This window comes from Pseudofulvimonas gallinarii, from assembly GCF_004343305.1.
GTDB classification, from domain to species: domain Bacteria; phylum Pseudomonadota; class Gammaproteobacteria; order Xanthomonadales; family UBA2363; genus Pseudofulvimonas; species Pseudofulvimonas gallinarii.
This window is the reverse complement of the sequence record NZ_SMAF01000016.1, coordinates 41,906-64,752: the sequence shown is the minus strand read 5'-3', so window position 1 is coordinate 64,752 and position 22,847 is coordinate 41,906. Positions and strand designations below refer to the sequence as shown.

Sequence of the window (22,847 nt, the reverse complement as noted above, 5' to 3'; positions counted from 1 at the left end):
GCATGTGTTAGGCATGCCGCCAGCGTTCAATCTGAGCCAGGATCAAACTCTTCACTTGAACTTGCAGGCCCCGAAGGACCAATCTTGCAAAGAGACAACCTGAACTCCCAAACATTACTGTTAGGTGTCACTGACGTGACTCAAGTTCGGGTCACTCTGTATTGGTTACTTCCCCAATACAGGCGCCCGCACAAGTCACCTGCGCACACTGTCAAAGACCTTCCCCGAAGCCTCAGCTTCACGCTCAACCCCTTCCGGGGGAGCGCCCGAACCTCTCGTCCGGGGGAGCCGCACATTATAGACCAGCTTTCGAATCCGTCAAGCGTTTTGTTCGCCGACCTTTCCGCCTGGTCCGACCCGGCCTCAACAGGCACCAGATCAGCGGGGCGCGAATCTTACGTAGGGCGCGCGAAGGATGCAAGCATTCCGTGCCCGCGATGCGTAAAAAGTTCAGCGCCCGCATGGATGCCCTTGATTGTGCGGCGTTCCGGCGCAAATCTAGGTCCATGAAGACGGACTGGACGCTGTTCGGCAACACCCGGGACGAAGAGATCCCGTTGTTCAAGTCGGCACTGCTGATCGCGCTCGACGAGTATCCCGACCTGGACACGCAGTACTACGAGGACGTCTGCGACAACTGGCGGGCCAGCATCGCGCCGCAGGTCGAGCGCGCCACCTCTCCGATCGTCGCCCTGCAGGCACTGAATCGCTTCCTGTTCGACGAGCTGGGCTTCAGCGGCAACGACGACGACTACTACGATCCACGCAACAGCTACATCAATGATGTCTTCGAGCGGCGGCTGGGCATTCCCATTTCCCTTGCGGTGATGCAGATGGAGGTCGCCCGCCGGCTGGGCATGCAGCTGGAAGGCGTGGCGTTCCCGGGGCATTTCCTGGTGCGCCTGCCGGTGCAGGGCGGCGTCATGGTGCTGGATCCTTACCAGCGCGGCCGGTCACTGGACGTGGACGAACTGCGCCAGCGCGCCCAGCCGCACGTGGGCAGCGAGGACCTGGGTGACCAGCAGCTGCTGCGCCTGCTCGATCCGGCCAGCCATCGCGCCATCCTGACGCGCATGCTGCGCAACCTCCGTTCGGTGTATATGGAGCGCAACGACCTGGAGCGGGCGCTGCGTTGCGCCGACCGGCTCCTTACCGTGGATCCGACGCTGGCGGCGGAATACCGCGAGCGGGCAAGGCTCTACCAGTCGCTCGGCTACAGCAAGGGCGTCGTTGCCGACCTCTCGCAATACCTGAGCCTGGCACCGGATGCGGACGACAGCGCGACCGTGCACCAGATGCTGGTGGATGCACAACGCGGCCTGGTTCAGACGCGCATCAACTAGCGTCGGGGGCGCGCCGGGCGCGCAGCGTGATCTGACCGGCGGGCGGTCAGACCTCGATCATCTCGAAATCTTCCTTGCCGACGCCACAATCCGGACAGGTCCAGGTATCGGGGACATCCGCCCAGCGCGTTCCCGGCGCTATGCCTTCTTCCGGCAGCCCGTCGGCCTCGTTGTAGAGGAATCCGCAGACCACGCACATCCAGGTGCGGTAGGGTGCGTCGGCGTTGGCGTTGTCAGGCGTGGAACCGGTCATTTCAGGAGGGCGGGGCGTGTCAGGAAAGCAGTCATTTTCGCAGCTTCCGTGCGGGAGCGACAGCGCATGAAGGGCCCAAAGCTGCGCCGCGGCCTGTATGCGATCAGCCGCGAGACAGCCGACGACAGAGAACTGGTCGATTGGGCCGGTGCGGTGATCGAGGGCGGCGCTGTGTGCCTGCAGTACCGGGACAAGAGCGCCGACGCCGACCGCCGCGCACGCCAGGCGGCCGCGCTGGCCGCCGTGTGTCGCACCCGACAGGTGACACTCTTGATCAATGACGACGTCGATCTGGCGCGACACTGCGGCGCCGACGGTGTCCACCTCGGCGAAGACGACGGCGACATCGCCGATGCGCGCCGACGATTGGGCGAAAGCGCCCTCGTCGGGGTCTCCTGCTACAACCGGGCCGATCGTGCGCAGGACATGGCCCGGGCGGGCGCCGACTATCTCGCTTTCGGCGCCTTCTTCCCGTCGTCCAGCAAGCCGGGCGCACGCCGCGCCGACACTGCAATGCTGTCCGCGGCCCGTACGCTGGGCCGACCGCTGGTGGCAATTGGCGGCATCACCCCGGACAATGGGGGCGCACTCGTCGCGGCCGGTGCCGACCTCCTGGCGGTCATCGGCGGGCTTGCAGGGACGCCGGACCAGGCGCTCCTCGCGGCCCGACGCTACGCGGCGCTGTTCGAAGCCCTGCCTTCTGTCCCGTCTTCCTGACCCGATCACCATGACCCGCAATGCCGACCTGTTTGCCCGCGCCCGCCATCGCCTGCCCGGCGGCGTGAACTCGCCCGTGCGCGCCTTCCGTTCCGTCGGTGGCGAGCCATTCTTCACCGCCCGGGCCGAGGGTCCCTACCTGTGGGACGTGGACGGCCAGCGATACATCGACTACGTGGGCTCGTGGGGCCCGATGATCGCCGGGCACAACCACCCGGCCATCCGCGAAGCCGTTGCGCGCGCCATAGGCAACGGCCTCAGCTTCGGCACGCCATGCGAAGCGGAAGTCACCATGGCGGAAACGATCTGCCGCCTGGTGCCTTCGGTGGAAGTCGTGCGCATGGTCAACTCCGGCACCGAGGCGACGATGTCGGCGATCCGCGTCGCCCGCGGCGCCACCGGACGCAGCCGCATCGTCAAATTCGAAGGCTGCTACCACGGACACGGCGACGCATTCCTGGTCAAGGCCGGTTCCGGTGCGCTGACCTTCGGCCTGCCGGATTCGCCCGGCGTGCCGAAGCCGCTGGCGGACCTGACCCTGACCCTGCCATTCAACGATTTCGAAGCGGCCACCACGTTGTTCGAGCGCCACGGCGACGAGATCGCCGGCCTGATCGTCGAGCCGGTCGTCGGCAACGCCAACTGCATCCTCCCGCGCGACGGCTACCTGCAACATCTGCGGGAGTTGTGCACGCGTTACGGCACCATCCTGATCTTCGACGAGGTGATGACCGGCTTCCGCGTCGCGCTCGGCGGCGCCCAGGAGCGCTTCGGCATTCGTCCCGACCTCACCACGTTTGGCAAGGTGATCGGCGGCGGCATGCCGGTTGGCGCCTACGGCGGGAGACGTGACCTCATGGAACAGGTGGCGCCAGCGGGCCCGATCTACCAGGCCGGCACCCTCTCCGGCAATCCGGTGGCGATGGCGGCGGGACTGGCGTCGCTGGCACTCGTACAGGAGCCGGGTTTCCACGCTCGCCTGGAAGCAAAGACCATCGCGCTCACCGACGGATTGCAGGCAGCGGCCGATGAGGCCGGCCTGCCCTTCAGCACCACCCGCATCGGCGGCATGTTCGGCCTGTATTTCAATCGCGATCACGTGGACAGCTATGCGAAGGCCATGGCCAGCGATGCCGCGATGTTCAAGCGGTTCTTCCACGGCATGCTGGCGCGTGGCGTCTACCTGGCGCCGTCGGCTTTCGAAGCCGGCTTCATGTCCATCGCGCACGCCGACGCCGACATCTCCGCCACCATCGATGCGGCGCGCGAGACGATGCGGGAGATCGGCTGAGACACCTCTGCAACTGCAACTGCGACAGGAAAAAACGATGCCGGCTTGCGCCGGCATCGTCGTTCTCGACCGCGAGGTATCAGGAGCAGCCGGGCGCGGTCGCCCAGAAATCCCAGTCCTTGCAGCGACCTCCGTCATGCGTGTACGAGAGGCCGCGTATCGCCCGCACCTGCACGTAGGAATCATCGTGGCAGTTGTGGTTGTTGACGCCGGCGACGCCGTAGTTGCTGGAACAGGTATGCCTCGTTCCGGCGCCGGTCTGCCCCGCGGGCACGAAGCGGCTCTGCGGCAGCCGGTAGGAGCCCATGCGCGGCCCTGTGTACGAGCACTTCTGGCTCATGCCCGATCCGCCCGCGCAGGTGCCGTGGTTGCAGAAGTTGATCGTCGCCGTGACGCTGTAGGTGCTCGACGTCGCGGTCGTGAACAGGTGCTGGTAAACGCGCGTGGCCGAGTGCTCGGTGGGCCACACCAGCCACTTCTTGTGCACCTGGATCGCCGTGCGATAGCGGCCGGTGGCCTTGGCGACGACTTCGCCGGCGGCAACGACACCTTCGTCACGCTGTGGCAGCAGGTTCTCGGCCAGGGCACGCGCCAGCCGCTGCATGGAGGCCAGTTCGAGCTCGCTGCTGAATGCGACGCCGTAGGACGACTTGGCGCCCAGCGCCAGCGCGTTCAGCGCCATGGCGGCGGCGCCCATGTCCGAAGCGATGCCGTCGTGGATGCGGTTGTCGACGGCTTGGGCGGCCAGGACGTCATCCCAGCCCTCCGGCACCCAGTCGCCGCCGAATTCGGCGCCAAGGTTGCGCCCGGCACGATCCAGCACGCGTGAATAGACGTCGATGCGACCCGGTTCCCCGTCCTCGTTTTCCTCGTCGGCGCGGAAGAACTGGGCCGACTCGTAACCCAGGCCATCACCGAACCGGGCCTTCAGCATGCCGGCCTCGCCGCGCGCCAGCTCGATGCCGGCCGATGCAGCCAGGTAGAAGTCGACCAGTGCGCCGGTGTCCCCCGCAGCCGCCTTCACCTGCGAAGGCTCGAGCACCAGCGGATAGTCGAACGGCGAGCGCGCCGCCGAGCGCCCGACGGCATCGGCCAGCGCGGCCTTCTGCACGCTCAGCGCAGGATGCAGGTCGAACTCGGCAAGACCCGCGGAGAGCTCGCCCAGCAGCGTGGCGCTGGCCATCGCCTCCTTGACGGGAATGGCGACATCGCCCGCCGAGGATCCGCCGGTGGTGACCAGCGTGCGCGCCTCGGCATCGACGATCCGCACGCCGACAGCCGAGGGCGCGCCGGTTTCCGGATCGATCGTGGGGCGTGTCTGGAAATAGATCACCGCGCCGTCGGTGGCCGTGATCCGGCCCGCGATACCGAGTTCAGGATCGGCCAGGAAAAGCTTGATGTGATCCGGCGTGTCCGCGGGCTCGGGCGCCTGTCCAGGACTGCCGCCGACCCGCGGCGCAGCCACGACCATCACCGCGTGCGCCAGACCCAAGGCCAGCGCAGTGCAACCTGCCAGTTTCGTTCCGATCTTCATGGATGGATCTGCCTGTGCGATCGGACGGTTGCTGACGCCCCCTGCGGCAGACAGACTGGCTCCGATCAGGCCGGAACCGACGCTAGCATACGCCAGCGCATGGTTTTGCCAACTGTGCGGCATTTTCACAGTGCGCGTCCTGCACTGTGACCGGCGTGCCGTTTTTTCCGGTTACAGGAAGAGATCGGGCAGCAGCGGCTGGCCCGCCTTGACGGCATAAGCCTCCAGATCGGTGATGCCGGCCTGCGCCAGCACTTCATCGTCGATCAGGAACTGGCCGGTGCCGGCGCTGGCCGGTCGCGTCAGCACATGCCATGCGGCGTCCGCCATGATGTCCGGTACGCGGCAGTTTTCGGGATTGACGCCGGGAATCATCGCCAGGGCGGCGGTGTAGATCACGGTGCGTGGCCACAGGGCATTGACCGCGACACCATCGCGTGCCAGTTCCGGCGCCATGCCGAGTACCGCGAAGCTCATGCCCATCTTCGCCAGCGTGTAGGCCAGGTGCGGGGCGAACCACTTCGGATCCAGGCTCGGCGGTGGCGACAGCACCAGGACGTGGCCGTTGTCGGACTTCTTCAGGTAAGGCAATGCCGCCTGCGTACACAGGAAGGTGCCGCGCACGTTGACCTGGTGCATCAGGTCGAAGCGCTTCATCGGCGTGTCGGCCAGCGATGCCAGGTAGATGGCGCTGGCGTTGTTGACCAGGATGTCGATGCCGCCGAACCGGTCCGCCGCCTGCGCCATGGCCTCCTTCACGTTTTCCTCGTCGCGCACATCGACCTTGAGGGCCAGCGCGCGGCCGCCTGCCGCTTCGATTTCCGCCGCGGCGTCATGGATCGTGCCCGGGAGTTTCGGATTGGCGACGGACGACTTGGCGGCGACGACGATGTTGGCGCCATCGCGGGCGGCGCGCAGCGCGATCGCGCGGCCGATGCCACGACTGGCCCCGGTGATAAACAGGGTCCTGCCGGCCAGATTGGTCATGTCCTACCGCCTCGAACTTTGGAGACGGACGATTATGCCAGCGCCGCCGATGCGCATTGCGGGTTCATGACGCCGGCACTTCCAAGCTGAGCACTTCGATGCGGCTGATCTGGTCGCGTGCGATCGGCAGCCGCGCCGCGCCGCCGTAGCGGCTGATCTGAAGCTCGATGGCATCGGCCGTGCTCCCAAGCACGATGCCGACATGGCGGCCGCCGGCCACCGTGGCGATGCGCACCTGCTCGCCATGGTGAAGGCCGACATCGTCGAACTCGATGCGCCGGCTGACCAGCACGGCCCGGCGCGGCGGACCGCCGTCACCGGCAACGCCCGGGCCGGACGGCGCCGTGCCGCTGCTGCTGGCGAACTCGCGTTCCGGCTCCACCGGCGGCGTTTCGGGCAATTCCGGCAACGGCCGGAACTCGACGCGACTGGCCTGTGCGCCGATCGCTTCGACCGGCACCGGGGTACTGCCGGCTACCTGCAACGACAGGCCGAGGAGGCGCAGGCGGTCCTCCGGCGCGAAGTCGGCGTACTCGCTGAACGGCACCCCCGGCGCGGGCTCGGCCGAGAAGGTCAGGGTGCCGCCTTCATCCAGCCAGCCGCGGTAGGCGGCCCAGATCGGCTCGTCGGGCACGATGCCCATTCCGCGCAGCAGTTCATGCACGCGGCGAAGGTGTGCGGCGATGAAGTCACCGCCCTCCAGCCGGCTTCCACAGTGCGCGTTGCGCTGCATCAGCGCCTCGACGTTCTCGTAGCGCACCGTGCCCTTGTCGAGGCGCGCACCACCCAGGCCGCGTGACAGGATCGTCGTACGCTCGGATACATCGACGAAATCCAGCGCCGCCTGCAGCACGCCGGAGGGATACCGGTCGACGCGCAGGCCGACCTCGACGCGACGCAGTTCCGGCTGCCTGCGCCATTGCAGCGCGATGTCCAGGCGCGGATCCTGCCAGCCGAGTGCGGCGTAGTCCTGGTCGGAAAACACCGGGTCGGCCTCACAGCCTGCGGCCTCGAAAGGCAGCACCAGTCCCAGTGAACCGGCGCGACGGCGTAGAGAAGAAAGCAGCTCCGGGCCGGGGCGGAGGCCGTCGATGCGCAGGCCCAGGTGGCGCAGCGGCGTACGGTCCCAGCCAGCCAGCCAGCGCAGCATCCAGACGGGATCCAGCCGGTCCAGGGCCACGCGGTCGGCATGCAGGCTGAGCGTCTCGCGGCCTTTCACGGCCAGGCGCACGCCGCGCAGCGCGAGCCTGCCGGGCGGGAACGCCTCGACGGCCTCGAAGTCGAGAATCGCCACCGGCGCCACGGCTTCGACGACAAGCCTGACCTGCCTGCGGACTGCGGACCAATACACCAGTTGCAGCGATGCAAGAAGCAACGCGACGCCGATGATCGTCCTGACAAGAGTCTTCAGCACCTATGGGCAATCCAAGCCATTCCCCGGGGCACACGCTATGCGCATTCCCGGTTCATCGCAAGCGATGCCCGCACGGTGGCGACTGCGCGCGGAAAAACGTGATCGCGATCGCAGGCTGTCAGGGTGGCGGGTGAAACCGACGCCGCTGCGCTTTACTCGGCGGGTCCGGCGTCAGCGACATCACGGACGTTGATGGCGATCCGGCGCGGCTGCGGGGCCCCGTGCTGCTCCACTTCCATGCGCACGAGGCCACCCAGCATCTCCAGAAGCGTGCCGACATAGATGGCGCCATGCACCGTGCGGATGCGGATGCGCTGGCCCACCATCTCGTCGAGCTCCGCCGGATCGAACGCGGCAGGCGCATTCGCGGACACGCGCACGCGCACGCTTTCACCTGCCACCGGGACGGCGGTGTCGCTGCCGGTGCCGGCCGCGTGGAAGCTGGCGGTGATGGGCACCTGCGATCCGCGGTCGTGACGAAGCGTCGCATTGAGCATCTTCAGCTGGTCGTTCCAGCGCGCACTGCGGTATTCGCTGAGCGCGAAGCCGGCCTCCGGCGTCGCGAGGAACTCCAGCATGCCGCCGCGGGCGGCAAACGCCTGGTAGGTGGCGAGGACCGGCGCATCCAGGAACACGCCACGCGCTTCCAGTTCCTCCCGGACGGCGTCGATATGCCGGGCGATGAAAGAATCCACGGGCAGGCCGAGCCGGCGCGCGCAATATTCATTGCGACGGACCAGCATGCCGCGGTCACTGAAAGCGACATTGAGGCGTTCGATGCGTGGCATGGCACCGGTGCGTGCCAGCACCTGTGCTTCGATCCCGCTGGCGACCAGTTCGACGTCAAACCGCCCCAGCGGCGCCAGGTCGTAGGCGATCTTCGCCTCCACGCCCTGGCGCACAGGGGTAAAGCGCAGTTCGGCCTCGACGGCGGCGCTGTTCTGCAGCCAGCCCAGCTCGGCGTAGTCGGCGCCACTGAATCGCGCGGCGCTGTTGCAGCCGGTCGCCTCGAAGGGCGCCAGGTACCCCAGGCGGTTCAGCGAGTCGCGCATCGACTGTTCCAGGCCAAGGGTGAAACGCAGGCGCTGGACCTGCGCATCCAGCTGGGCGGCCGGCACGTCACCGGCGCCGGCGAACAGCAGGCCCAGCACCTGCATCGGACCCCCCAGATCCAGGGTCAGGCGCTCGGCGGCGATTTCCTCCGCCGGCTTTCCGCGGAGGCGCAGTCGCAGGTCGTTGATGCCGATATGACCATTGGGCCAGCCGAACGCACCGCGGTAGTCGAGTTCGGCAACCGGCGCCAGCGCCAGGCGTGCCTGCGCGAACCAGCGATTCGCGGCGTACCAGAAAAGGCCCTGGAGCACTGCCGCGACCAGCAGCAGCAACACGCCGAGTTTCAGATAGAAACGCATGCCAATGAATCCAGCGAATGCCCCCCGGCCCGGCAAAGCTAAGGTCTGGACGCGCGCGGCGCAAGCCCGTGCGGGCGTCAGCCAGCCTGCGCTGGATCGCGCGACAGCCAGGCCAGCAGCCGGTCCAGACGGTCACCGGCATCATCCAGCTGCAACAGCGCCTGCCGTTCTGCGTTCTGCATCGGCAGGCGCTCCGCCAGCCGGTACGACACCCAGTCGGCATCATCCAGTTGCAGGGCGTCCGGCAAGCCCTCGCCGCCGTTTTCCAGCAGGGTTTCCAGCAGCCGCACGAGCAGGCCGTGTTCGGCGGACACGGCCTGCGCCCCGTCGTGCAGCCATCGCACGGACGCGGTGATCAACCCGTTGTCACGGACACGGGCCACGCCGGTGTGGAAGCGCGTTTCGCCTTCGATGGTGATGCCGAGCAGGCCTTCGGGCAGGTGGTCGAAATCGACGATGCGGGCGCTTGTTCCAATCGCCGCCGGCGTCGCCACGCCGCCCGCCTCGTCGCCGTCGACGATCAGGCAGACGCCGAAAACGCTGCCCCCGCGAGCGCAGTCGCGGACCAGGTCCAGGTAGCGCCGCTCGAAGATGCGCAACTGCAGGCGCCCACCGGGGAACAGCACGGTGCGCAGGGGAAACAGCGGCAGTAGGGTTTCCGGCGTCGTCATGCCGGCAGCATAGCCCCGCCGCGAACCAGGATCAGCGCGCGGCGCAGCGTGTGTCAGCCGTCACGTTCGCGAAGCGCCTGCACGAAACGGCGCTGCACAGCGTCGAAGCCACCATTGGACATGAACACCACCGTGTCTCCCGGGCGCGCCTCGGCCAGCAACGAGGACAGCAACGCGTCGGCGCTGGATACCACGCGGCCACGACCGGACAAGCCGGCCAGCACGGGCGCCGTATCCCACGGCAGGCCCGGCCGGGCCAGGAACACGACGCGGTCGGCATCGGCCAGCGACGGCGCGATCTGTGCCGCATGCACGCCCAGGCGCATGGAGTTGCTGCGCGGCTCCAGTGCGACGATGACCCGTGTGTTGCCGACACTGGCGCGCAACCCTGCCAGCGTGGTCGCAATGGCGGTGGGATGGTGCGCGAAATCGTCGAACACGGTGACGCCGTCGACCGTGCCCAGGTGCTCCATGCGCCGCTTGGGCGCCCTGAAATCCGGTAGCGCCCGCAACGACAGCGCCGGATCGACGCCGATGGCCGCGGCCGCCGCGACCGCGGCCAGCGCGTTGAGCACGTTGTGTCGACCCAGCAGCGACCAGCGCACCTCGTCGAATTCGCGGTCCTCGTGGCGGACGCGGAACGCGGCGCCATCATCCGACGTCATCTGCACCTGCCAGTCGCCGCGGTCGATGCCGAAGCGTGCCACAGGCGTCCAGCAGCCCTGCGCCAGCACGCGATCCAGCGCCGGCTCGGCCGCATTCACGACCAGCCGTCCACGCCCGGGCACGGTGCGCACGAGATGGTGGAACTGCCGCTCGATCGCCGCGAGGTCGGGGTAGATGTCCGCGTGGTCGAACTCCAGATTGTTGAGCACCGCCACCAGCGGCCGGTAATGCACGAACTTCGCCCGCTTGTCGAAGAAGGCGGTGTCGTACTCGTCGGCCTCGACGACAAACGGCGCCCCCGGCGCACCCAGGCGCGCCGAGACACCGAAGTTTTCCGGCACGCCGCCGATAAGGAAGCCGGGCTGCAGGCCGGCCTGGTCGAGGATCCAGGCCAGCAGGCTGGACGTGGTGGTCTTGCCATGCGTGCCGGCCACCGCCAGCACAGGCCGCCCGGTCAGCACCCGATCGCCCAGCCAGTGCGCCCCGGAGTCGTAGGGCAAGCCGGCATCGAGCACATGTTCGACCGCCGGATTGCCGCGACTGAGGGCGTTGCCGATCAGCACCTGCCGCGTGCCGGCGGCGATGTGCCCAGGCACATAGCCTTCATGCAGGCGGATGCCCAGCGCGCGCAGCTGGTCGCTCATCGGCGGATAGACGCCGGCATCGCTGCCTTCGACGTCCATGCCGAGCTCGCGCGCCAGCGCCGCGACGCCGGCCATGAAGGTGCCGCAGATACCGAGGATATGCAGGGTCATGACCGCGTGGCTGTCAGGCGCCGGAAGCCGGCGAAGGCGACACCACCGGCGCGAACAGGACGACGATCAGTGCCATTTCGAGGAGGAACAGGCCGAGGCCGACGAGGATGCCCACCGGCAGCCGGATCTGCAGTGCATGGCGCCAGATGTGGCCGATGACGGCCAGCCGCCACAGCCCCATCAGCGCGACGATCATGTAGGCGGTGGGTGGCGACGCGCTGCCCTGCAGGATTGCCGGGTCGATCGGCCCGATGGCGATGCGCACCGGCGCGGCGACCGCCGCGAACAGCAGGCCGGATCCGGCCAGCGCCAGCAGCGTCTGCCAGTACCGGGGTTCGTGGCCAGCCAGCCGCAGCACCAGGCGCGTCGCGACCAGCGCGAACAAGGCCGAGGCGAGCACCGTCGGGATGACCAGCCCCATTGGCTCGCCGATGCGCAGGTTGGTGTACAGCTCGACCAGCACCGTCGCCAGCAGGCAGGCCAGCGCCAGCGGCGGGCGGTAGGGAAGATCCTGCGGGCCGCGCCGGAAAAGGCACAGTTCGATCAGGCTGACAGTGACACGCGGGGGCACGGCTCGCCTCTGCGGTAGGGAGGGGTCTGCGCGCCGTCAACGCCGCGCGGGCGCGGCGCACGGGCGGGTCCGCCGGCCGTCAGGCCGCGGTAACGCTGTCGCCGGCACCGATCGCGCCCATCAGGCGCGCCTGCACCTCATCGACCGTACCGGTGCCATCCACTTCCGACAGCTGGCGGCGCTGGCGGTAGAAGTCCGCCACCGGGGCGGTCTGTTCGGCATACACCTTCAGGCGTGCGCGCACCGTTTCCGGGTCGTCGTCCTTGCGGCCTTCCGCCGCGGCACGACCGGCCAGGCGCTCGACGATCAGTTCATGCGGCACTTCCAGCAGCAGCGCCATGTCCAGCGGCTGGCCGATGCGCTCGAGCATCGCATCCAGGGCATTGGCCTGGGCCAGGTTGCGCGGGTAGCCATCGAGGATGAATCCGGCACGCGCATCGTCCTGGGCGACGCGGTCTTCAAGCAGATCCAGGACCAGGTCGTCGGACACCAGCTGCCCGGCTTCCATCACCGACTTCACCTTCTGCCCCAGGGGCGTGCCGGCCTTGACGGCGGCGCGCAGCAGGTCGCCGGTGGAAATGTGCGGAACGGCCAGCCGATCCTTCAGCGTGGCGGCCTGGGTTCCCTTGCCGGAACCCGGCGGTCCGAACAATACGATTCGCATGTGTGTTCCAAAGTCCTGCCGGCGCACCGGGGGCACGCGTAGAATGGTTGAAAGGCCCCCGCACGCTAGCGCCGCGGGCACGATCAAGTCAAATCGAACCTCCCGGAAAACCCTGTCGACATGAGCACTCGCGGCAACCTCCTGTACGCCCAGTCCGGCGGCGTCACCGCCGTCATCAACGCCAGTGCCGGCGCGGTGATCGAAGCCGCGCGCCGGCAACGGCGCCGCATCGGCACCGTCTTCGCCGCCCGCAACGGCATCCTCGGTGCACTGCGCGAGGAACTGTACGACCTCGGCGGCGAGGACCTGGCGCAGATCCGCGCCCTGGCGCACACCCCCGGCGGCGTCTTCGGCTCCTGCCGCTGGAAGCTGCCGGCACTGGAGGCCGACCGCGCGCCCTACGAACGCCTGATCGAGGTATTCCGCGCCCACGACATCCGCTGGTTCCTCTACAACGGCGGCGGCGACAGCGCCGACACGGCGCTCAAGCTGTCGCAGATCGGTGCCGAGCTGGGCTACCCGCTGACCTGCGTGGCGGTGCCCAAGACCATCGACAACGACCTGCCGGTCACCGACTGTTCGCCCGGTTTCGGCTCGGCTGCCAAGTACACCGCCGTGTCCGTGCTCGAAGCCAGCCTGGATGTCGCCTCCATGGCGGAAACGTCGACCAAGGTGTTCGTCTATGAGGCCATGGGCCGGCATGCCGGCTGGCTGGCCGCCTCGGCCGGGTTGGCCGCGCGCAAGCCCGGCGACGCGCCGCACGTCATCCTGATGCCGGAAGTCGCCTTCGACGAGACGCGCTTTTTGGCCAGGGTCGAGGCCACTGTCGAGAAGATCGGCTGGTGCACGGTGGTGGTGTCCGAAGGCGTGCGCGACGGCGAAGGGCGCTTCCTCGCCGAATCCAGCACCCGCGACGCCTTCGGCCACGCCCAGTTGGGCGGCGCGGCGCCGAAGCTGGCCGCGCTGATTACCGATCGGCTCGGCTACAAGCACCACTGGGCGGTGTCCGACTACCTGCAACGCTCGGCCCGGCACGTCGCCTCGGCCACCGACCTGGCGCAGGCACAGGCGGTCGGCCGCGCCGCCGTGGACTACGCGCTGGCCGGCCGCAACGCGGTGATGCCGGCGATCAAGCGCGTGTCGGCATCGCCGTACCGCTGGGAGATCGTGCCGGCGCCGCTGGAGCAGATCGCCAATCGGGAAAAGATGATGCCGGCCAGCTTCATCAGCAAGGACGGCTTCGGCATCACCGCCGCGGCGCGGCGTTACCTGGCGCCGCTGATCGAGGGCGAGGCGGCGAGCAAATGGCGCGACGGCCTGCCGCTGGTGGCACAGCTGAAGCTGAAGCGGGCACGACGCAAACTGCCGGCGTGGAAGGGCTGAGCCGGCCATATACGGAGGACACCATGAAAAGCATCCTCGTACCGGTCTCCGTCGGCGAGCTGGCCGACAAGCTGTCGATCCTGCACATCAAGTCCGAGCGCATCGACGACGCCGGCAAACGCGCGCACATCCAGGTTGAAATGGATGTCCTGCGGCCGATCTGGGACCGCGTCGTCGCCGGCAACCCGGAACTGGCCGGCGAATACCTGCGCCTGAAAGCCGTCAACGAACTGATGTGGGACGTGCAGGACGGCCTGCGCGAACGCGAAGCCCGGCAGACCTTCGACGACGCGTTTGTGCGGCTGGCACGCGCGGTGGCACAGCGCAACGGCGAACGGGTGGCGATCAAGAACGGCATCAACCGCCTGTCCGGCTCGGCGTTGGTCGAAGAGAAGCAATACAAGGGCGGCGCCTGATGACCGCGACGATGCCCGCCATCGGCATTGACCGCGCAGCGGCGACGAAAAGGCGGCACTGGCGCAAGCGGTGGAGCGCATGGTCTGGCCGTGGATCGAGGACGGACGCCTGCGCGTCATCGTCGACCGCAGCTTTCCTCTGCAACAGGCGGCGCATGCACACGCCTGGCTGGAAAGCGGGCGCCACCATGGCAAGCTGGTGCTGACAACCTGAGCCCCCACGTGCGTCGTCGTACTGCTGGCACAGTCCGCGGTTACCATCGGCGCATGCACACACACGAACACCTGCCCGCCGCGCCGTGGGCTGCCGAGCCGGCCGAGCTGGCGCGCGCCCTGGCCAGCAACCGCGAAACCGGACTGTCCGCCGCCGAAGCGGCGCGGCGCCTGCAGCAACACGGCGCCAACGAGCTGGCGGTGGAACCGCCGGTGCCGGCGTGGAAGCGCTTTGCGGCGCAGTTCCGTGACCCGTTGATCTACCTGCTTATTGTCGCCATCGCCATCTCGGTGATCGCCTGGGCGGTGGAAGGCGCGCACGGCTGGCCGGTCGACGCGCTGGTGATCGCGGTGATCGTGCTGCTTAACGCGGTGCTGGGCTTTGCGCAGGAGGCGAAGGCTTCCAGTGCGGTGGCGGCGCTGGCAACGATGACGCAGGTGATGTCGTCGGTGCTACGCGACGGCCAGGTGCAGCGCATCCCCAGTCGCGAGCTGGTTCCCGGCGACGTGCTGCTGCTGGCCGAAGGCGATGCCGTCGGCGCCGACGCGCGGCTGTTCCAGGCGGCAGCGCTGAATGTGCAGGAAGCCTCGCTCACCGGCGAGAGCGCGCCGGTGGAAAAGGACAGCGCGGCGGTACCGCCGGACTGCGCCCTCGCCGAACGCACGTCGATGGTGTTCAAGGGCACCGCTGTCGGCCAGGGCAGCGGCCGCGCGCTGGTGGTCGCCACCGGCATGGCGACGCAGATGGGCGACATCGCCGGCATGCTTGAAGCCGCGGCGAAGGCGCCAACACCGCTGCAACGCGAGGTCGGCCGCGTCGGTCGCATGCTCGGCATCGCCGTGGTGCTGGTGGCGCTGGTGGTGATGGCAACCTTGCTGCTGGTCGCCGACATCGACGGCATGGGCGATGTGGTCACCATCCTGCTGCTGGGCGTGTCGCTGGCGGTGGCGGCGGTACCGGAAGGCCTGCCGGCGATCCTGTCGGTGGTGCTGGCTCTGGGCGTGCAACGCATGGCGAAGCGCCGCGCCATCGTCAAGCACCTTTCATCGGTGGAGACGCTGGGTTCGGCATCGGTGATCTGCACCGACAAGACCGGCACGCTGACCCGTTCGGAGATGACCATCCAGCGCGTGGCGACGGCATCCGGCGTCGCCCGCATCACCGGCGTCGGCTATGTGCCGGAAGGCGAAATCCTGGCCAACGGCGATGTCCCGCCCGCACCGGCGCAGCGTGCCGAGGACATCGTCGTGCTCAGCGGCGGCAGCCTGGCCAACAACGCGCAGCTGCGCCGCAACGCTGCCGGCGAGTGGGAAATCCTCGGCGACCCGACCGAGGCGGCGTTCCTGGTCGCCGAACGCAAGCTCGGCCTGCATCAACGTCGCCGGCAGCGTTTCGAGCAGCTGCGCGAGATTCCCTTTTCGTCCGAGCGCAAGATGATGTCGACGGTCAACATCGACCGCGAGCACGATGACGAACGGGTGCTGATCGCCAAGGGCGCGCCGGACGTGCTGCTGGAGCGTTGCACGCATGCCCGTGTCGGCATGAATGTGGTGCCGCTGGACGCGCCGATGCGTGAACGCATCCTCGGCGATGTCGCGGCGATGGCCGGCGATGCGCTGCGCACCCTTGGCGTGGCCTACCGGACCCTGGCCGACGGCGAGGAGGATGCCGACGACGACGTGCTGGAGCGCGGCCTGGCCTACGTCGGCAGCGTCGGCATCATCGACCCGCCGCGGGAAGAGGTGGCGGTGGCGATCGCGCAGGCGCAGCGCGCCGGTATCCGCGTGGTGATGATCACCGGCGACCATCCCGACACCGCCGCGCGCATCGCGCAGGAGCTGGGCATCCGTGGCGTCGACGAAGCCGGCGCGTTGTCCGGGCGCGATCTGGACGCACTGGATGACGATGCCTTCGCTGCCGCCGTGCGTCGCACGCCGGTGTTCGCGCGGGTAGCGCCGGCGCACAAGCTGCGCATCGTCGACACCTTGCGGGCGCAGGGCAACGTGGTGGCGATGACCGGCGATGGCGTCAACGACGCGCCGGCGCTGAAGTCCGCCGACATCGGCGTCGCCATGGGCATCAACGGCACCGAGGTGAGCAAGGAGGCGGCGGACATGATCCTCGCCGACGACAACTTCGCCACCATCGTCGATGCCGTGCGCGAAGGCCGCGGCATCTTCGACAACATCCGCAAGTTCCTGCGTTACCTGCTGTCATCGAACATGGGCGAGGTGCTGACGGTGTTCCTGGGCGTCGTACTGGCCGGGGTGATCGGCCTGGGCGGCGGCGACGGTGCGCTGGTGCTGCCGCTGCTGGCGACGCAGATCCTGTGGATCAACCTGGTCACCGATTCCGGGCCGGCGCTGGCGATGGGCCTGGATCCCACGCCGGACGATGTCATGGCGCGGCGGCCGCGGCGGCCGGACCAGCGCGTCATCGACGGCCGCATGCTATGGGCGGTGCTGCAGATCGGTCTGGTGATGGCGCTGGTGACGCTGCTGACCCTGGACCTGTACCTGCCCGGCGGCCTGATCGAGGGCGGGCGCAGCCTGGACAACGCGCGCACCGCCGCCTTCACCACGCTGGTGTTCGCGCAGCTGTTCAATTGCTTCAACACCCGTTCCGACCATGCCAGCGCCTTCCATGCGCCGTTCAGCAACGCCTGGCTGTGGATGGCGGTGGCCTTGTCGGCGTTGTTGCAGGTGGCAGTGGTGCACATCGGCGTACTCAATGCCGCCTTCGGCACCGTGCCGCTGGATGCCGGGCAATGGCTGACCTGCTTCGCCATGGCCAGCCTGGTGCTCTGGTACGGCGAACTGCGCAAGCTGCTGCGGCACCTGCTGCGCCGGCGCCGCAGGGCCAGCTGAGTTGCTCACGCACCTGTTCTGGTTGCTGACCGGGCTGGCGGCGCTGATCGCCGGCGCCGAATTGCTGACCCGCGGCGGCACCCGCCTGGCGGCGCGCCTTGGCATTCGCCCGGTGCTGATCGGCCTGACCGTGGTGGCGCTGGGCACCAGCATGCCCGAGCTGGCTGTCGGCCTGTGGTCGGCGGCCGACGGCGACGGCTCGCTGGCGGTCGGCAACATCGTCGGCGCCAACATCATGAACTTGCTGCTGACACTGGGCCTGAGCGCGCTGCTGCTGCCGCTGGCGATCCAGATGCAGAGCCTGCGCTTCGACCTGCCGATGATGACCTGCGCCGCACTGGTCCTGCTGGTGATGGCCTGGGACCTGCAGCTCAGCCGCAGCGAAGGACTGGTGATGCTGGTGATGGGTGCGACCTACCTGACGGTCCTGGTGCAGACCTCGCGCCATGAAAGCCGCGCCGTGCAGGCCGAGTTCGAGGCCGAATACGGCGCCGAGGCGCTGGCCGGCACCCTGCCCGAGGCGCGCGGACGCTACGCCCTGCTCAACGACCTGATGTGGCTGCTCGGCGGCATCGCCATTGTCGTCATCGGTGCCGAATGGCTGGTCGAAGGCGCCAGCGCCATCGCCCGCCAGTTCGGCGTACCCGAAGCGGTGATCGGCCTGACCATTGTCGCGCTGGGGACCTCGTCGCCGGAACTGGCCACCACCGTGGTGTCGACACTGCGCCAGGAACGCGACATCGCCATCGGCAACCTGCTCGGCAGCTGCGTGCTCAACATCCTGGTCATCCTGGGCATCACCGTGTTCTCGGTGCCGTCCGGCCTGTCGATCGATTCGCAGCTGTTGCGCGTAGACATCCCGGTAATGGTGCTCGCCGCGCTGGTGTGCATCCCGGTATTCGTCAGCGGCCGCCGCGTCGGCCGCCTCGAAGGCCTGGCGTTGCTGATCGGTTACCTGTCCTACATGGCCTACCTGCTGGTCGTGCGCACCTGAGCCACCGCGGGATGTGGCCAGGCGCGACCGGGCGCGGTGATCGTCGCCGCGCCAGCGCCCCGCCCGCTACCTCAGGCGCCGCGCGGCAGCACCGTCAGAACGCGGGCAATGAACTGATGGAACTCCTCCAGGTAACCCTTGAGGAACTTGGCGGTGCCGGCGTCGGCGATCTCGCCGGCCTCGTTGAGGAAACCGTCCTTGAACTGGATATAGGCCTCCGGCGAGTTCATCTGCGGTGAGTTGAGGAAACCCAGGATGCTGCGCAGGTGCTGCTGCCCGACCGCGGTGCCGATGGCGCCCGGCGAGGTGCCGATCACGCCCGAGGGAATGTGCTTGAAGGAGTTGGTGCCCCAGGGACGGCTGGCCCAGTCGATGGCGTTCTTCAGCGCTCCTGGAATGGAGCGGTTGTATTCCGGGGTGACGATCAGCAGCGCATCGGAGGATTCGATCGCCTTCTTGAAGTTGCGCCCGACCTCCGGGTAATCGGCGTCGAAGTCATAGCTGTAGGGCGGCAGTTCGGCGTAGGAGATTTCCTTGAACCGGAGCTGCTCCGGTGCCAGCTTGAACAGGGCGTGTGCGAGCTTGCGGTTGATCGACTCCGTGGCCAGGCTGCCGATCAGGTAACCGACGTTGTAGGTTTTCATGGTGGTTCTCCAGGCTTGGTGGGAAGGCATCGTCCGCGGTATCGGACCCCCGGCGTGCATGGACGGCACAGTGCCCCGCGGTGCACGGCGCGCGTCGATTGCTGTCGATCATAGACCCGTCACGCCAGTCGGTGGCATGGACGTTCAGGCACCGTGCCGGCTCCCGGCGATGCCCGCCGCCACGAGTCTGCCGGCACGGCGTCGCGGTAGTATCAGCACCATGAACTGCACCGCCGCCATCGCCGCCGCCTTTTACCACTTCGCCACCCTGCCCGATTACGCCGACAAGCGGGCGCCGCTGCAGGCGCTGTGCGCGCAACGCGCCGTCACCGGCACCATCCTGCTTGCCGCCGAGGGCGTCAACGGCACCATCGCAGGGGCGCCGGACGCGGTGCGCGCGGTGCTCGACTGGCTGCGTACCGATCCGCGTCTGGCGGCCATGGAACACAAGGAGTCACCCGCCGGCCGCACGCCGTTCCATCGCATGAAGGTGCGCTTGAAGCGCGAGATCGTCAGTCTCGGCGTGCCCGTCGATGTCGCCGGCAACGCCGGCACCTACGTCGACCCCGGCGACTGGAATGCGCTGATCGACGATCCGGAAGTCGTGCTGGTCGACACCCGCAATGATTACGAAGTGGCCATCGGCAGCTTTCCCGGTGCGCTGAACCCGGGCACACGCAGCTTCAGCGAGTTGCCCGCCTGGGTCGAGCAACATCCTGAACTGCGCGGCAGGAAGATCGCCATGTTCTGCACCGGCGGCATCCGCTGCGAGAAGTCCACCGCGTTGCTGCGCCTGCACGGCTTCGACGAGGTCTACCACCTGCGCGGCGGCATCCTGAAATACCTGGAAACCGTGCCGGCGCAGGACAACCGCTGGCAGGGCGAATGCTTCGTCTTCGATGAGCGGGTTTCGGTCGGTCATGGCCTGACGCAGGGCCCGCACACGCTGTGCCGGTCCTGCCGGCATCCGCTGGCAGCGGACGACCGTGCCTCGCCGCTGTACGAGGAAGGCATCGCCTGCGCGCGCTGTCACCACACCCTGGACCCCGGTCGCCGCGCCAGCCTGGCCGAACGCCAGCGCCAGGTCGCACTGGCGGCGAGCCGCGGCCAGCGCCATGTCGGCGCGCGCCTGGCCGGGGAAACACGTTCCAGCCCGACCGATAGCAAAAAGCTATCGGATCAGGTCGAACAATCGATTTAACGCCGTTGTCACCAGCCACTAGTCTGTCTGCTACACCCTTCGCCAGAGGAGCCAGCCATGAGCAAGCCCACCGACAACGGTCCGAAATGCCCGGTCACCCATCTGACCACCCAGTTCGGCGCCCCGGTGCCGGACAATCAGAACAGCCTCACCGCCGGCCCGCGGGGCCCGCTGCTCTCTCAGGACGTGTGGCTGCACGAGAAGCTGGCCAACTTCGTGCGCGAGGTGATCCCGGAGCGGCGCATGCACGCCAAGGGCTCCGGCGCCTTCGGCACCTTCACCGTCACCCATGACATCACGAAGTACACGCGCGCGGCGATCTTCTCGCAAGTGGGCAAGAAGACCGAGATGTTCGCCCGCTTCACCACCGTCGCCGGCGAACGCGGCGCCGCCGATGCCGAGCGCGACATCCGCGGCTTCGCGCTGAAGTTCTACACCGAGGAAGGCAACTGGGACATGGTGGGCAACAACACCCCCGTGTTCTTCATCCGCGACCCGCGCAAGTTCCCCGACCTCAACAAGGCGGTCAAGCGCGACCCGCGCACCAACCTGCGCTCGGCCACCAACAACTGGGACTGGTGGAGCCTGCTGCCGGAAGCGCTGCACCAGATCACCATCGTCATGAGCGACCGCGGCATTCCTGCCAGCTATCGGCACATGCACGGCTTTGGCTCGCACACCTACAGCTTCTGGAATGAACAGGGCGAGCGCTTCTGGGTGAAATTCCACTTCCGCACCCAGCAGGGCATCAGGAACCTGACCGATGCCGAAGCGGCCGAGCTGATCGGCAACGACCGCGAGAGCCACCAGCGCGACCTCTACGACGCCATCGAGCGCGGCGACTTCCCGCGCTGGAAGATGTACATCCAGGTGATGCCGGAAACCGATGCCGAAAAGGTGCCCTACCACCCCTTCGACCTGACCAAGGTGTGGCCGAAGGGCGACTACCCGCTGATCGAGGTCGGCGAGTTCGAGCTCAACCGCAATCCGGAGAACTTCTTCGCCGACGTCGAGCAGAGCGCCTTCGCGCCTTCAAACCTGGTGCCGGGCATCAGCGTGTCGCCGGACAAGATGCTGCAGGCACGCCTGTTCAACTACGCCGACGCGCAGCGCTACCGGCTGGGCGTGAACTACCACCAGATCCCGGTCAACGCCGCGCGCTGCCCGGTCAACAGCAACCATCGCGATGGTGCCGGCCGCATGGATGGGAACTACGGCAGCCTGCCGCACTACGAGCCCAACAGCTTCAACCAGTGGCAGGAGCAACCGCAGTACCGCGAGCCGCCACTGAAGATCAATGGCGACGCCGACTGGTGGAACTACCGCGATGACGACGACAACTACTACAAGCAGCCCGGCGACCTGTTCCGCCTGATGACGCCGGCGCAGCAGCAGGTGCTGTGCGACAACACTGCCCGCAACCTGGGCGACGCACCGGACTTCATCAAGCAGCGGCATATCGACAATTGCACGCGGGCCGATCCGGCCTACGGCGCCGGCGTCGCCGCCGCCCTGCAGCGCCTGCGGGCCGGCGCCGCGGAAGACCCCTCGCCCGCCACCGACTGAAACCCGCAACGGGCACAATCGGCATGCACGGCAGGCGTGGAGCAACCCTCCACGCCTGCCCACACCGTCGCCGCGCTCTTGTAGGCGGGTAGCTTGCTGCCCGCTGCGGCCGCCAGGCCGCTGCCAAATCCACCGCAACCCCCGACCAGAGAGCGTGCGCAGCAATCTATGCACCTACAAGAGCGAAGAGCGGCCAGCGCCGTCGCATCGTCGGCATCTCCGCGCTCCTGTAGGCGGGTAGCTTGCTGCCCGCTGCGGCCGCCAGGCCGCTACAGGCGGGTCAGTACGGCTGCAGCGGGCCCAGCGGGACGATGCCGGTCGGATTGATGCCGCGGTGGCTCTCGTAATAGTGGCGCTTGATGTGGTCGAAGTTCACTGTGGCGGCGATGCCGGGAATGGCCATCATGCGTGCGACGAAGGCACGCAGCCCGGGGTAGTCGGCAATGCGCCGCAGGTTGCACTTGAAATGGCCGTGATACACCGCGTCGAAGCGCACCAGGGTGGTGAACAGCCGGATGTCGGCCTCGGTGAGCCGGTCGCCAACCAGCCATGACCGCTGCGCCAGCTCACCGTCCAGCCAGTCCAGGGTAGAGAACAACGGCCGCACCGCCTCTTCATAGGCATCCTGGGTGGTCGCGAACCCGGCACGATAGACGCCGTTGTTGACCGCGTCGTAGACGCGCCCGTTGACGGCATCGATCTGCACGCGCAGCGATTCGGGACAGAAATCGCCCGGCCGTGCGCCCAGCGCGTCATAGGCGCTGTTGAACATGCGGATCAGCTCCGAGGATTCGTTGCTGACAATGCTGTCCGTCGCCTGGTCCCAGAGCATCGGCACAGTGACGCGCCCGTTCATGCCGGGGCGGGCGCGGGTGTACAGCTGGTGCAGAAAACGCGCGCCCATGACCGGGTCCGGGGTGACACCGGGTCCTTCCTCGAAGGTCCAGCCATTCTCCAGCATGCGCCAGTGCACCACCGACACCGGCAGCAAGTCTTCCAGGCCCTTCAGGGCGCGCACGATCAGCGTGCGGTGTGCCCAGGGACAGGCGAGACTGACATAGAGGCGGTAGCGTCCGGCCTCGGCACGGTGTCCACGCTGACCGTCCGGGCCGGGACCGCCATCGGCACTCAGCCAGTCGCGGAACGCCGCATCTTCGCGCTTGAAGCGACCGTCACCGGCGGTGTCGTACCAGCTGTCGTGCCATTGACCGTCGACAAGTACACCCATGGCGTTCCACTCCCGTGCAGTTCACTGCACACAGGGTAACGCCATGGGCCGGACGC

At 67.9% G+C, this 22,847-nt stretch carries 21 protein-coding genes; 10 read left to right on the top strand and 11 right to left on the bottom strand.

Features of this window, described 5'->3' with window-relative positions:
• Positions 1 to 506 precede the first annotated feature (506 nt).
• Complete coding sequence (locus EDC25_RS10750) at positions 507 to 1,343, top strand: SirB1 family protein (protein ID WP_132577499.1); 837 nt, start codon at positions 507 to 509, stop codon at positions 1,341 to 1,343.
• Positions 1,344 to 1,389: 46 nt separating this feature from the next.
• On the opposite strand, the gene EDC25_RS10745 is transcribed toward EDC25_RS10750, so the two are convergent.
• Positions 1,390 to 1,596, bottom strand: a complete 207-nt coding sequence (locus EDC25_RS10745) for a rubredoxin (RefSeq protein WP_123522360.1) — start codon at positions 1,594 to 1,596, stop codon at positions 1,390 to 1,392.
• Positions 1,597 to 1,662: 66 nt separating this feature from the next.
• Here EDC25_RS10745 and thiE point away from each other — a divergent pair, with 66 nt between their 5' ends.
• Positions 1,663 to 2,313 (top strand): thiamine phosphate synthase, encoded by a 651-nt coding sequence (gene thiE, locus EDC25_RS10740; protein ID WP_132577498.1) that lies wholly within the window; start codon positions 1,663 to 1,665, stop codon positions 2,311 to 2,313.
• Positions 2,314 to 2,323: 10 nt separating this feature from the next.
• Positions 2,324 to 3,604 (top strand): glutamate-1-semialdehyde 2,1-aminomutase, encoded by a 1,281-nt coding sequence (hemL, locus tag EDC25_RS10735; protein WP_377600026.1) that lies wholly within the window; start codon positions 2,324 to 2,326, stop codon positions 3,602 to 3,604.
• 79 nt (positions 3,605 to 3,683) lie between these two features.
• Here hemL and EDC25_RS10730 read toward each other — a convergent pair whose 3' ends face one another.
• From EDC25_RS10730 to EDC25_RS10695, 8 genes are all read right to left on the bottom strand, one after another.
• The gene (locus EDC25_RS10730) at positions 3,684 to 5,138 is read right to left on the bottom strand and encodes a hypothetical protein (RefSeq protein ID WP_123522362.1); all 1,455 of its coding nucleotides are present in this window, start codon (positions 5,136 to 5,138) and stop codon (positions 3,684 to 3,686) included.
• Between the two features lie 171 nt (positions 5,139 to 5,309).
• On the bottom strand, positions 5,310 to 6,125 hold the full coding sequence (locus tag EDC25_RS10725) for an SDR family oxidoreductase (protein WP_123522363.1): 816 nt from the start codon (positions 6,123 to 6,125) through the stop codon (positions 5,310 to 5,312).
• Positions 6,126 to 6,189: 64 nt separating this feature from the next.
• Positions 6,190 to 7,539: a hypothetical protein gene (locus EDC25_RS10720; RefSeq protein ID WP_123522364.1), complete on the bottom strand. Its 1,350-nt coding sequence runs from the start codon at positions 7,537 to 7,539 to the stop codon at positions 6,190 to 6,192.
• A gap of 152 nt (positions 7,540 to 7,691) precedes the next feature.
• Positions 7,692 to 8,951, bottom strand: a complete 1,260-nt coding sequence (locus tag EDC25_RS10715) for a hypothetical protein (protein ID WP_123522365.1) — start codon at positions 8,949 to 8,951, stop codon at positions 7,692 to 7,694.
• Positions 8,952 to 9,028: 77 nt separating this feature from the next.
• The gene (locus tag EDC25_RS10710; RefSeq protein WP_132577497.1) at positions 9,029 to 9,622 is read right to left on the bottom strand and encodes an LON peptidase substrate-binding domain-containing protein; all 594 of its coding nucleotides are present in this window, start codon (positions 9,620 to 9,622) and stop codon (positions 9,029 to 9,031) included.
• Between the two features lie 53 nt (positions 9,623 to 9,675).
• Entirely contained in the window at positions 9,676 to 11,043 is a 1,368-nt protein-coding gene (gene mpl / locus EDC25_RS10705; RefSeq protein WP_123522366.1) for a UDP-N-acetylmuramate:L-alanyl-gamma-D-glutamyl-meso-diaminopimelate ligase, read from the bottom strand.
• A gap of 13 nt (positions 11,044 to 11,056) precedes the next feature.
• On the bottom strand, positions 11,057 to 11,614 hold the full coding sequence (locus tag EDC25_RS10700) for a hypothetical protein (protein WP_123522367.1): 558 nt from the start codon (positions 11,612 to 11,614) through the stop codon (positions 11,057 to 11,059).
• A 79-nt stretch (positions 11,615 to 11,693) separates the two neighbouring features.
• Positions 11,694 to 12,278, bottom strand: coding sequence for an adenylate kinase (locus EDC25_RS10695; RefSeq protein WP_123522368.1), 585 nt, complete (start codon positions 12,276 to 12,278; stop codon positions 11,694 to 11,696).
• 120 nt (positions 12,279 to 12,398) lie between these two features.
• On the opposite strand from EDC25_RS10695, the gene EDC25_RS10690 reads away from it, so the two are divergent.
• The 5 genes from EDC25_RS10690 to EDC25_RS10670 all read left to right on the top strand — a co-directional run bounded on the left by EDC25_RS10690 (position 12,399) and on the right by EDC25_RS10670 (position 18,152).
• Positions 12,399 to 13,661 (top strand): 6-phosphofructokinase, encoded by a 1,263-nt coding sequence (locus tag EDC25_RS10690; RefSeq protein ID WP_123522369.1) that lies wholly within the window; start codon positions 12,399 to 12,401, stop codon positions 13,659 to 13,661.
• Positions 13,662 to 13,684: 23 nt separating this feature from the next.
• Positions 13,685 to 14,077 carry a DUF6165 family protein gene (locus tag EDC25_RS10685; RefSeq protein WP_123522370.1) on the top strand — a complete coding sequence of 131 codons (393 nt, stop codon included), beginning with the start codon at positions 13,685 to 13,687 and terminating at the stop codon, positions 14,075 to 14,077.
• Between the two features lie 79 nt (positions 14,078 to 14,156).
• On the top strand, positions 14,157 to 14,291 hold the full coding sequence (locus EDC25_RS10680) for a zinc-binding dehydrogenase (RefSeq protein ID WP_123522371.1): 135 nt from the start codon (positions 14,157 to 14,159) through the stop codon (positions 14,289 to 14,291).
• Between the two features lie 53 nt (positions 14,292 to 14,344).
• Entirely contained in the window at positions 14,345 to 17,158 is a 2,814-nt protein-coding gene (locus EDC25_RS10675) for a cation-translocating P-type ATPase (protein WP_123522372.1), read from the top strand.
• Between the two features lies 1 nt (position 17,159).
• A complete protein-coding gene (locus EDC25_RS10670) occupies positions 17,160 to 18,152 on the top strand; it encodes a calcium/sodium antiporter (protein ID WP_123522373.1) in 993 nt (330 codons plus the stop codon).
• Between the two features lie 71 nt (positions 18,153 to 18,223).
• Here EDC25_RS10670 and EDC25_RS10665 read toward each other — a convergent pair whose 3' ends face one another.
• A complete protein-coding gene (locus EDC25_RS10665; RefSeq protein ID WP_123522374.1) occupies positions 18,224 to 18,796 on the bottom strand; it encodes an NADPH-dependent FMN reductase in 573 nt (190 codons plus the stop codon).
• 220 nt (positions 18,797 to 19,016) lie between these two features.
• On the opposite strand from EDC25_RS10665, the gene trhO reads away from it, so the two are divergent.
• Positions 19,017 to 19,997 carry an oxygen-dependent tRNA uridine(34) hydroxylase TrhO gene (trhO, locus tag EDC25_RS10660; protein WP_123522375.1) on the top strand — a complete coding sequence of 327 codons (981 nt, stop codon included), beginning with the start codon at positions 19,017 to 19,019 and terminating at the stop codon, positions 19,995 to 19,997.
• Between the two features lie 57 nt (positions 19,998 to 20,054).
• Positions 20,055 to 21,563, top strand: coding sequence for a catalase (locus EDC25_RS10655; RefSeq protein WP_132577496.1), 1,509 nt, complete (start codon positions 20,055 to 20,057; stop codon positions 21,561 to 21,563).
• A gap of 280 nt (positions 21,564 to 21,843) precedes the next feature.
• Here EDC25_RS10655 and EDC25_RS10650 read toward each other — a convergent pair whose 3' ends face one another.
• Positions 21,844 to 22,791, bottom strand: a complete 948-nt coding sequence (locus EDC25_RS10650; protein WP_123522376.1) for a glutathione S-transferase family protein — start codon at positions 22,789 to 22,791, stop codon at positions 21,844 to 21,846.
• Positions 22,792 to 22,847 lie beyond the last annotated feature (56 nt).

Coding starts and splice junctions, on each gene's coding strand:
- EDC25_RS10750 (WP_132577499.1), top strand. CDS start 507: ATGAAGACGGACTGGACGCTGTTCGGCAACACCCGGGACGAAGAGATC.
- EDC25_RS10745 (WP_123522360.1), bottom strand. CDS start 1,596: ATGACCGGTTCCACGCCTGACAACGCCAACGCCGACGCACCCTACCGC.
- thiE (WP_132577498.1), top strand. CDS start 1,663: ATGAAGGGCCCAAAGCTGCGCCGCGGCCTGTATGCGATCAGCCGCGAG.
- hemL (WP_377600026.1), top strand. CDS start 2,324: ATGACCCGCAATGCCGACCTGTTTGCCCGCGCCCGCCATCGCCTGCCC.
- EDC25_RS10730 (WP_123522362.1), bottom strand. CDS start 5,138: ATGAAGATCGGAACGAAACTGGCAGGTTGCACTGCGCTGGCCTTGGGT.
- EDC25_RS10725 (WP_123522363.1), bottom strand. CDS start 6,125: ATGACCAATCTGGCCGGCAGGACCCTGTTTATCACCGGGGCCAGTCGT.
- EDC25_RS10715 (WP_123522365.1), bottom strand. CDS start 8,951: ATGCGTTTCTATCTGAAACTCGGCGTGTTGCTGCTGCTGGTCGCGGCA.
- EDC25_RS10710 (WP_132577497.1), bottom strand. CDS start 9,622: ATGACGACGCCGGAAACCCTACTGCCGCTGTTTCCCCTGCGCACCGTG.
- mpl (WP_123522366.1), bottom strand. CDS start 11,043: ATGACCCTGCATATCCTCGGTATCTGCGGCACCTTCATGGCCGGCGTC.
- EDC25_RS10695 (WP_123522368.1), bottom strand. CDS start 12,278: ATGCGAATCGTATTGTTCGGACCGCCGGGTTCCGGCAAGGGAACCCAG.
- EDC25_RS10690 (WP_123522369.1), top strand. CDS start 12,399: ATGAGCACTCGCGGCAACCTCCTGTACGCCCAGTCCGGCGGCGTCACC.
- EDC25_RS10685 (WP_123522370.1), top strand. CDS start 13,685: ATGAAAAGCATCCTCGTACCGGTCTCCGTCGGCGAGCTGGCCGACAAG.
- EDC25_RS10680 (WP_123522371.1), top strand. CDS start 14,157: ATGGTCTGGCCGTGGATCGAGGACGGACGCCTGCGCGTCATCGTCGAC.
- EDC25_RS10675 (WP_123522372.1), top strand. CDS start 14,345: ATGCACACACACGAACACCTGCCCGCCGCGCCGTGGGCTGCCGAGCCG.
- EDC25_RS10665 (WP_123522374.1), bottom strand. CDS start 18,796: ATGAAAACCTACAACGTCGGTTACCTGATCGGCAGCCTGGCCACGGAG.
- trhO (WP_123522375.1), top strand. CDS start 19,017: ATGAACTGCACCGCCGCCATCGCCGCCGCCTTTTACCACTTCGCCACC.
- EDC25_RS10655 (WP_132577496.1), top strand. CDS start 20,055: ATGAGCAAGCCCACCGACAACGGTCCGAAATGCCCGGTCACCCATCTG.
- EDC25_RS10650 (WP_123522376.1), bottom strand. CDS start 22,791: ATGGGTGTACTTGTCGACGGTCAATGGCACGACAGCTGGTACGACACC.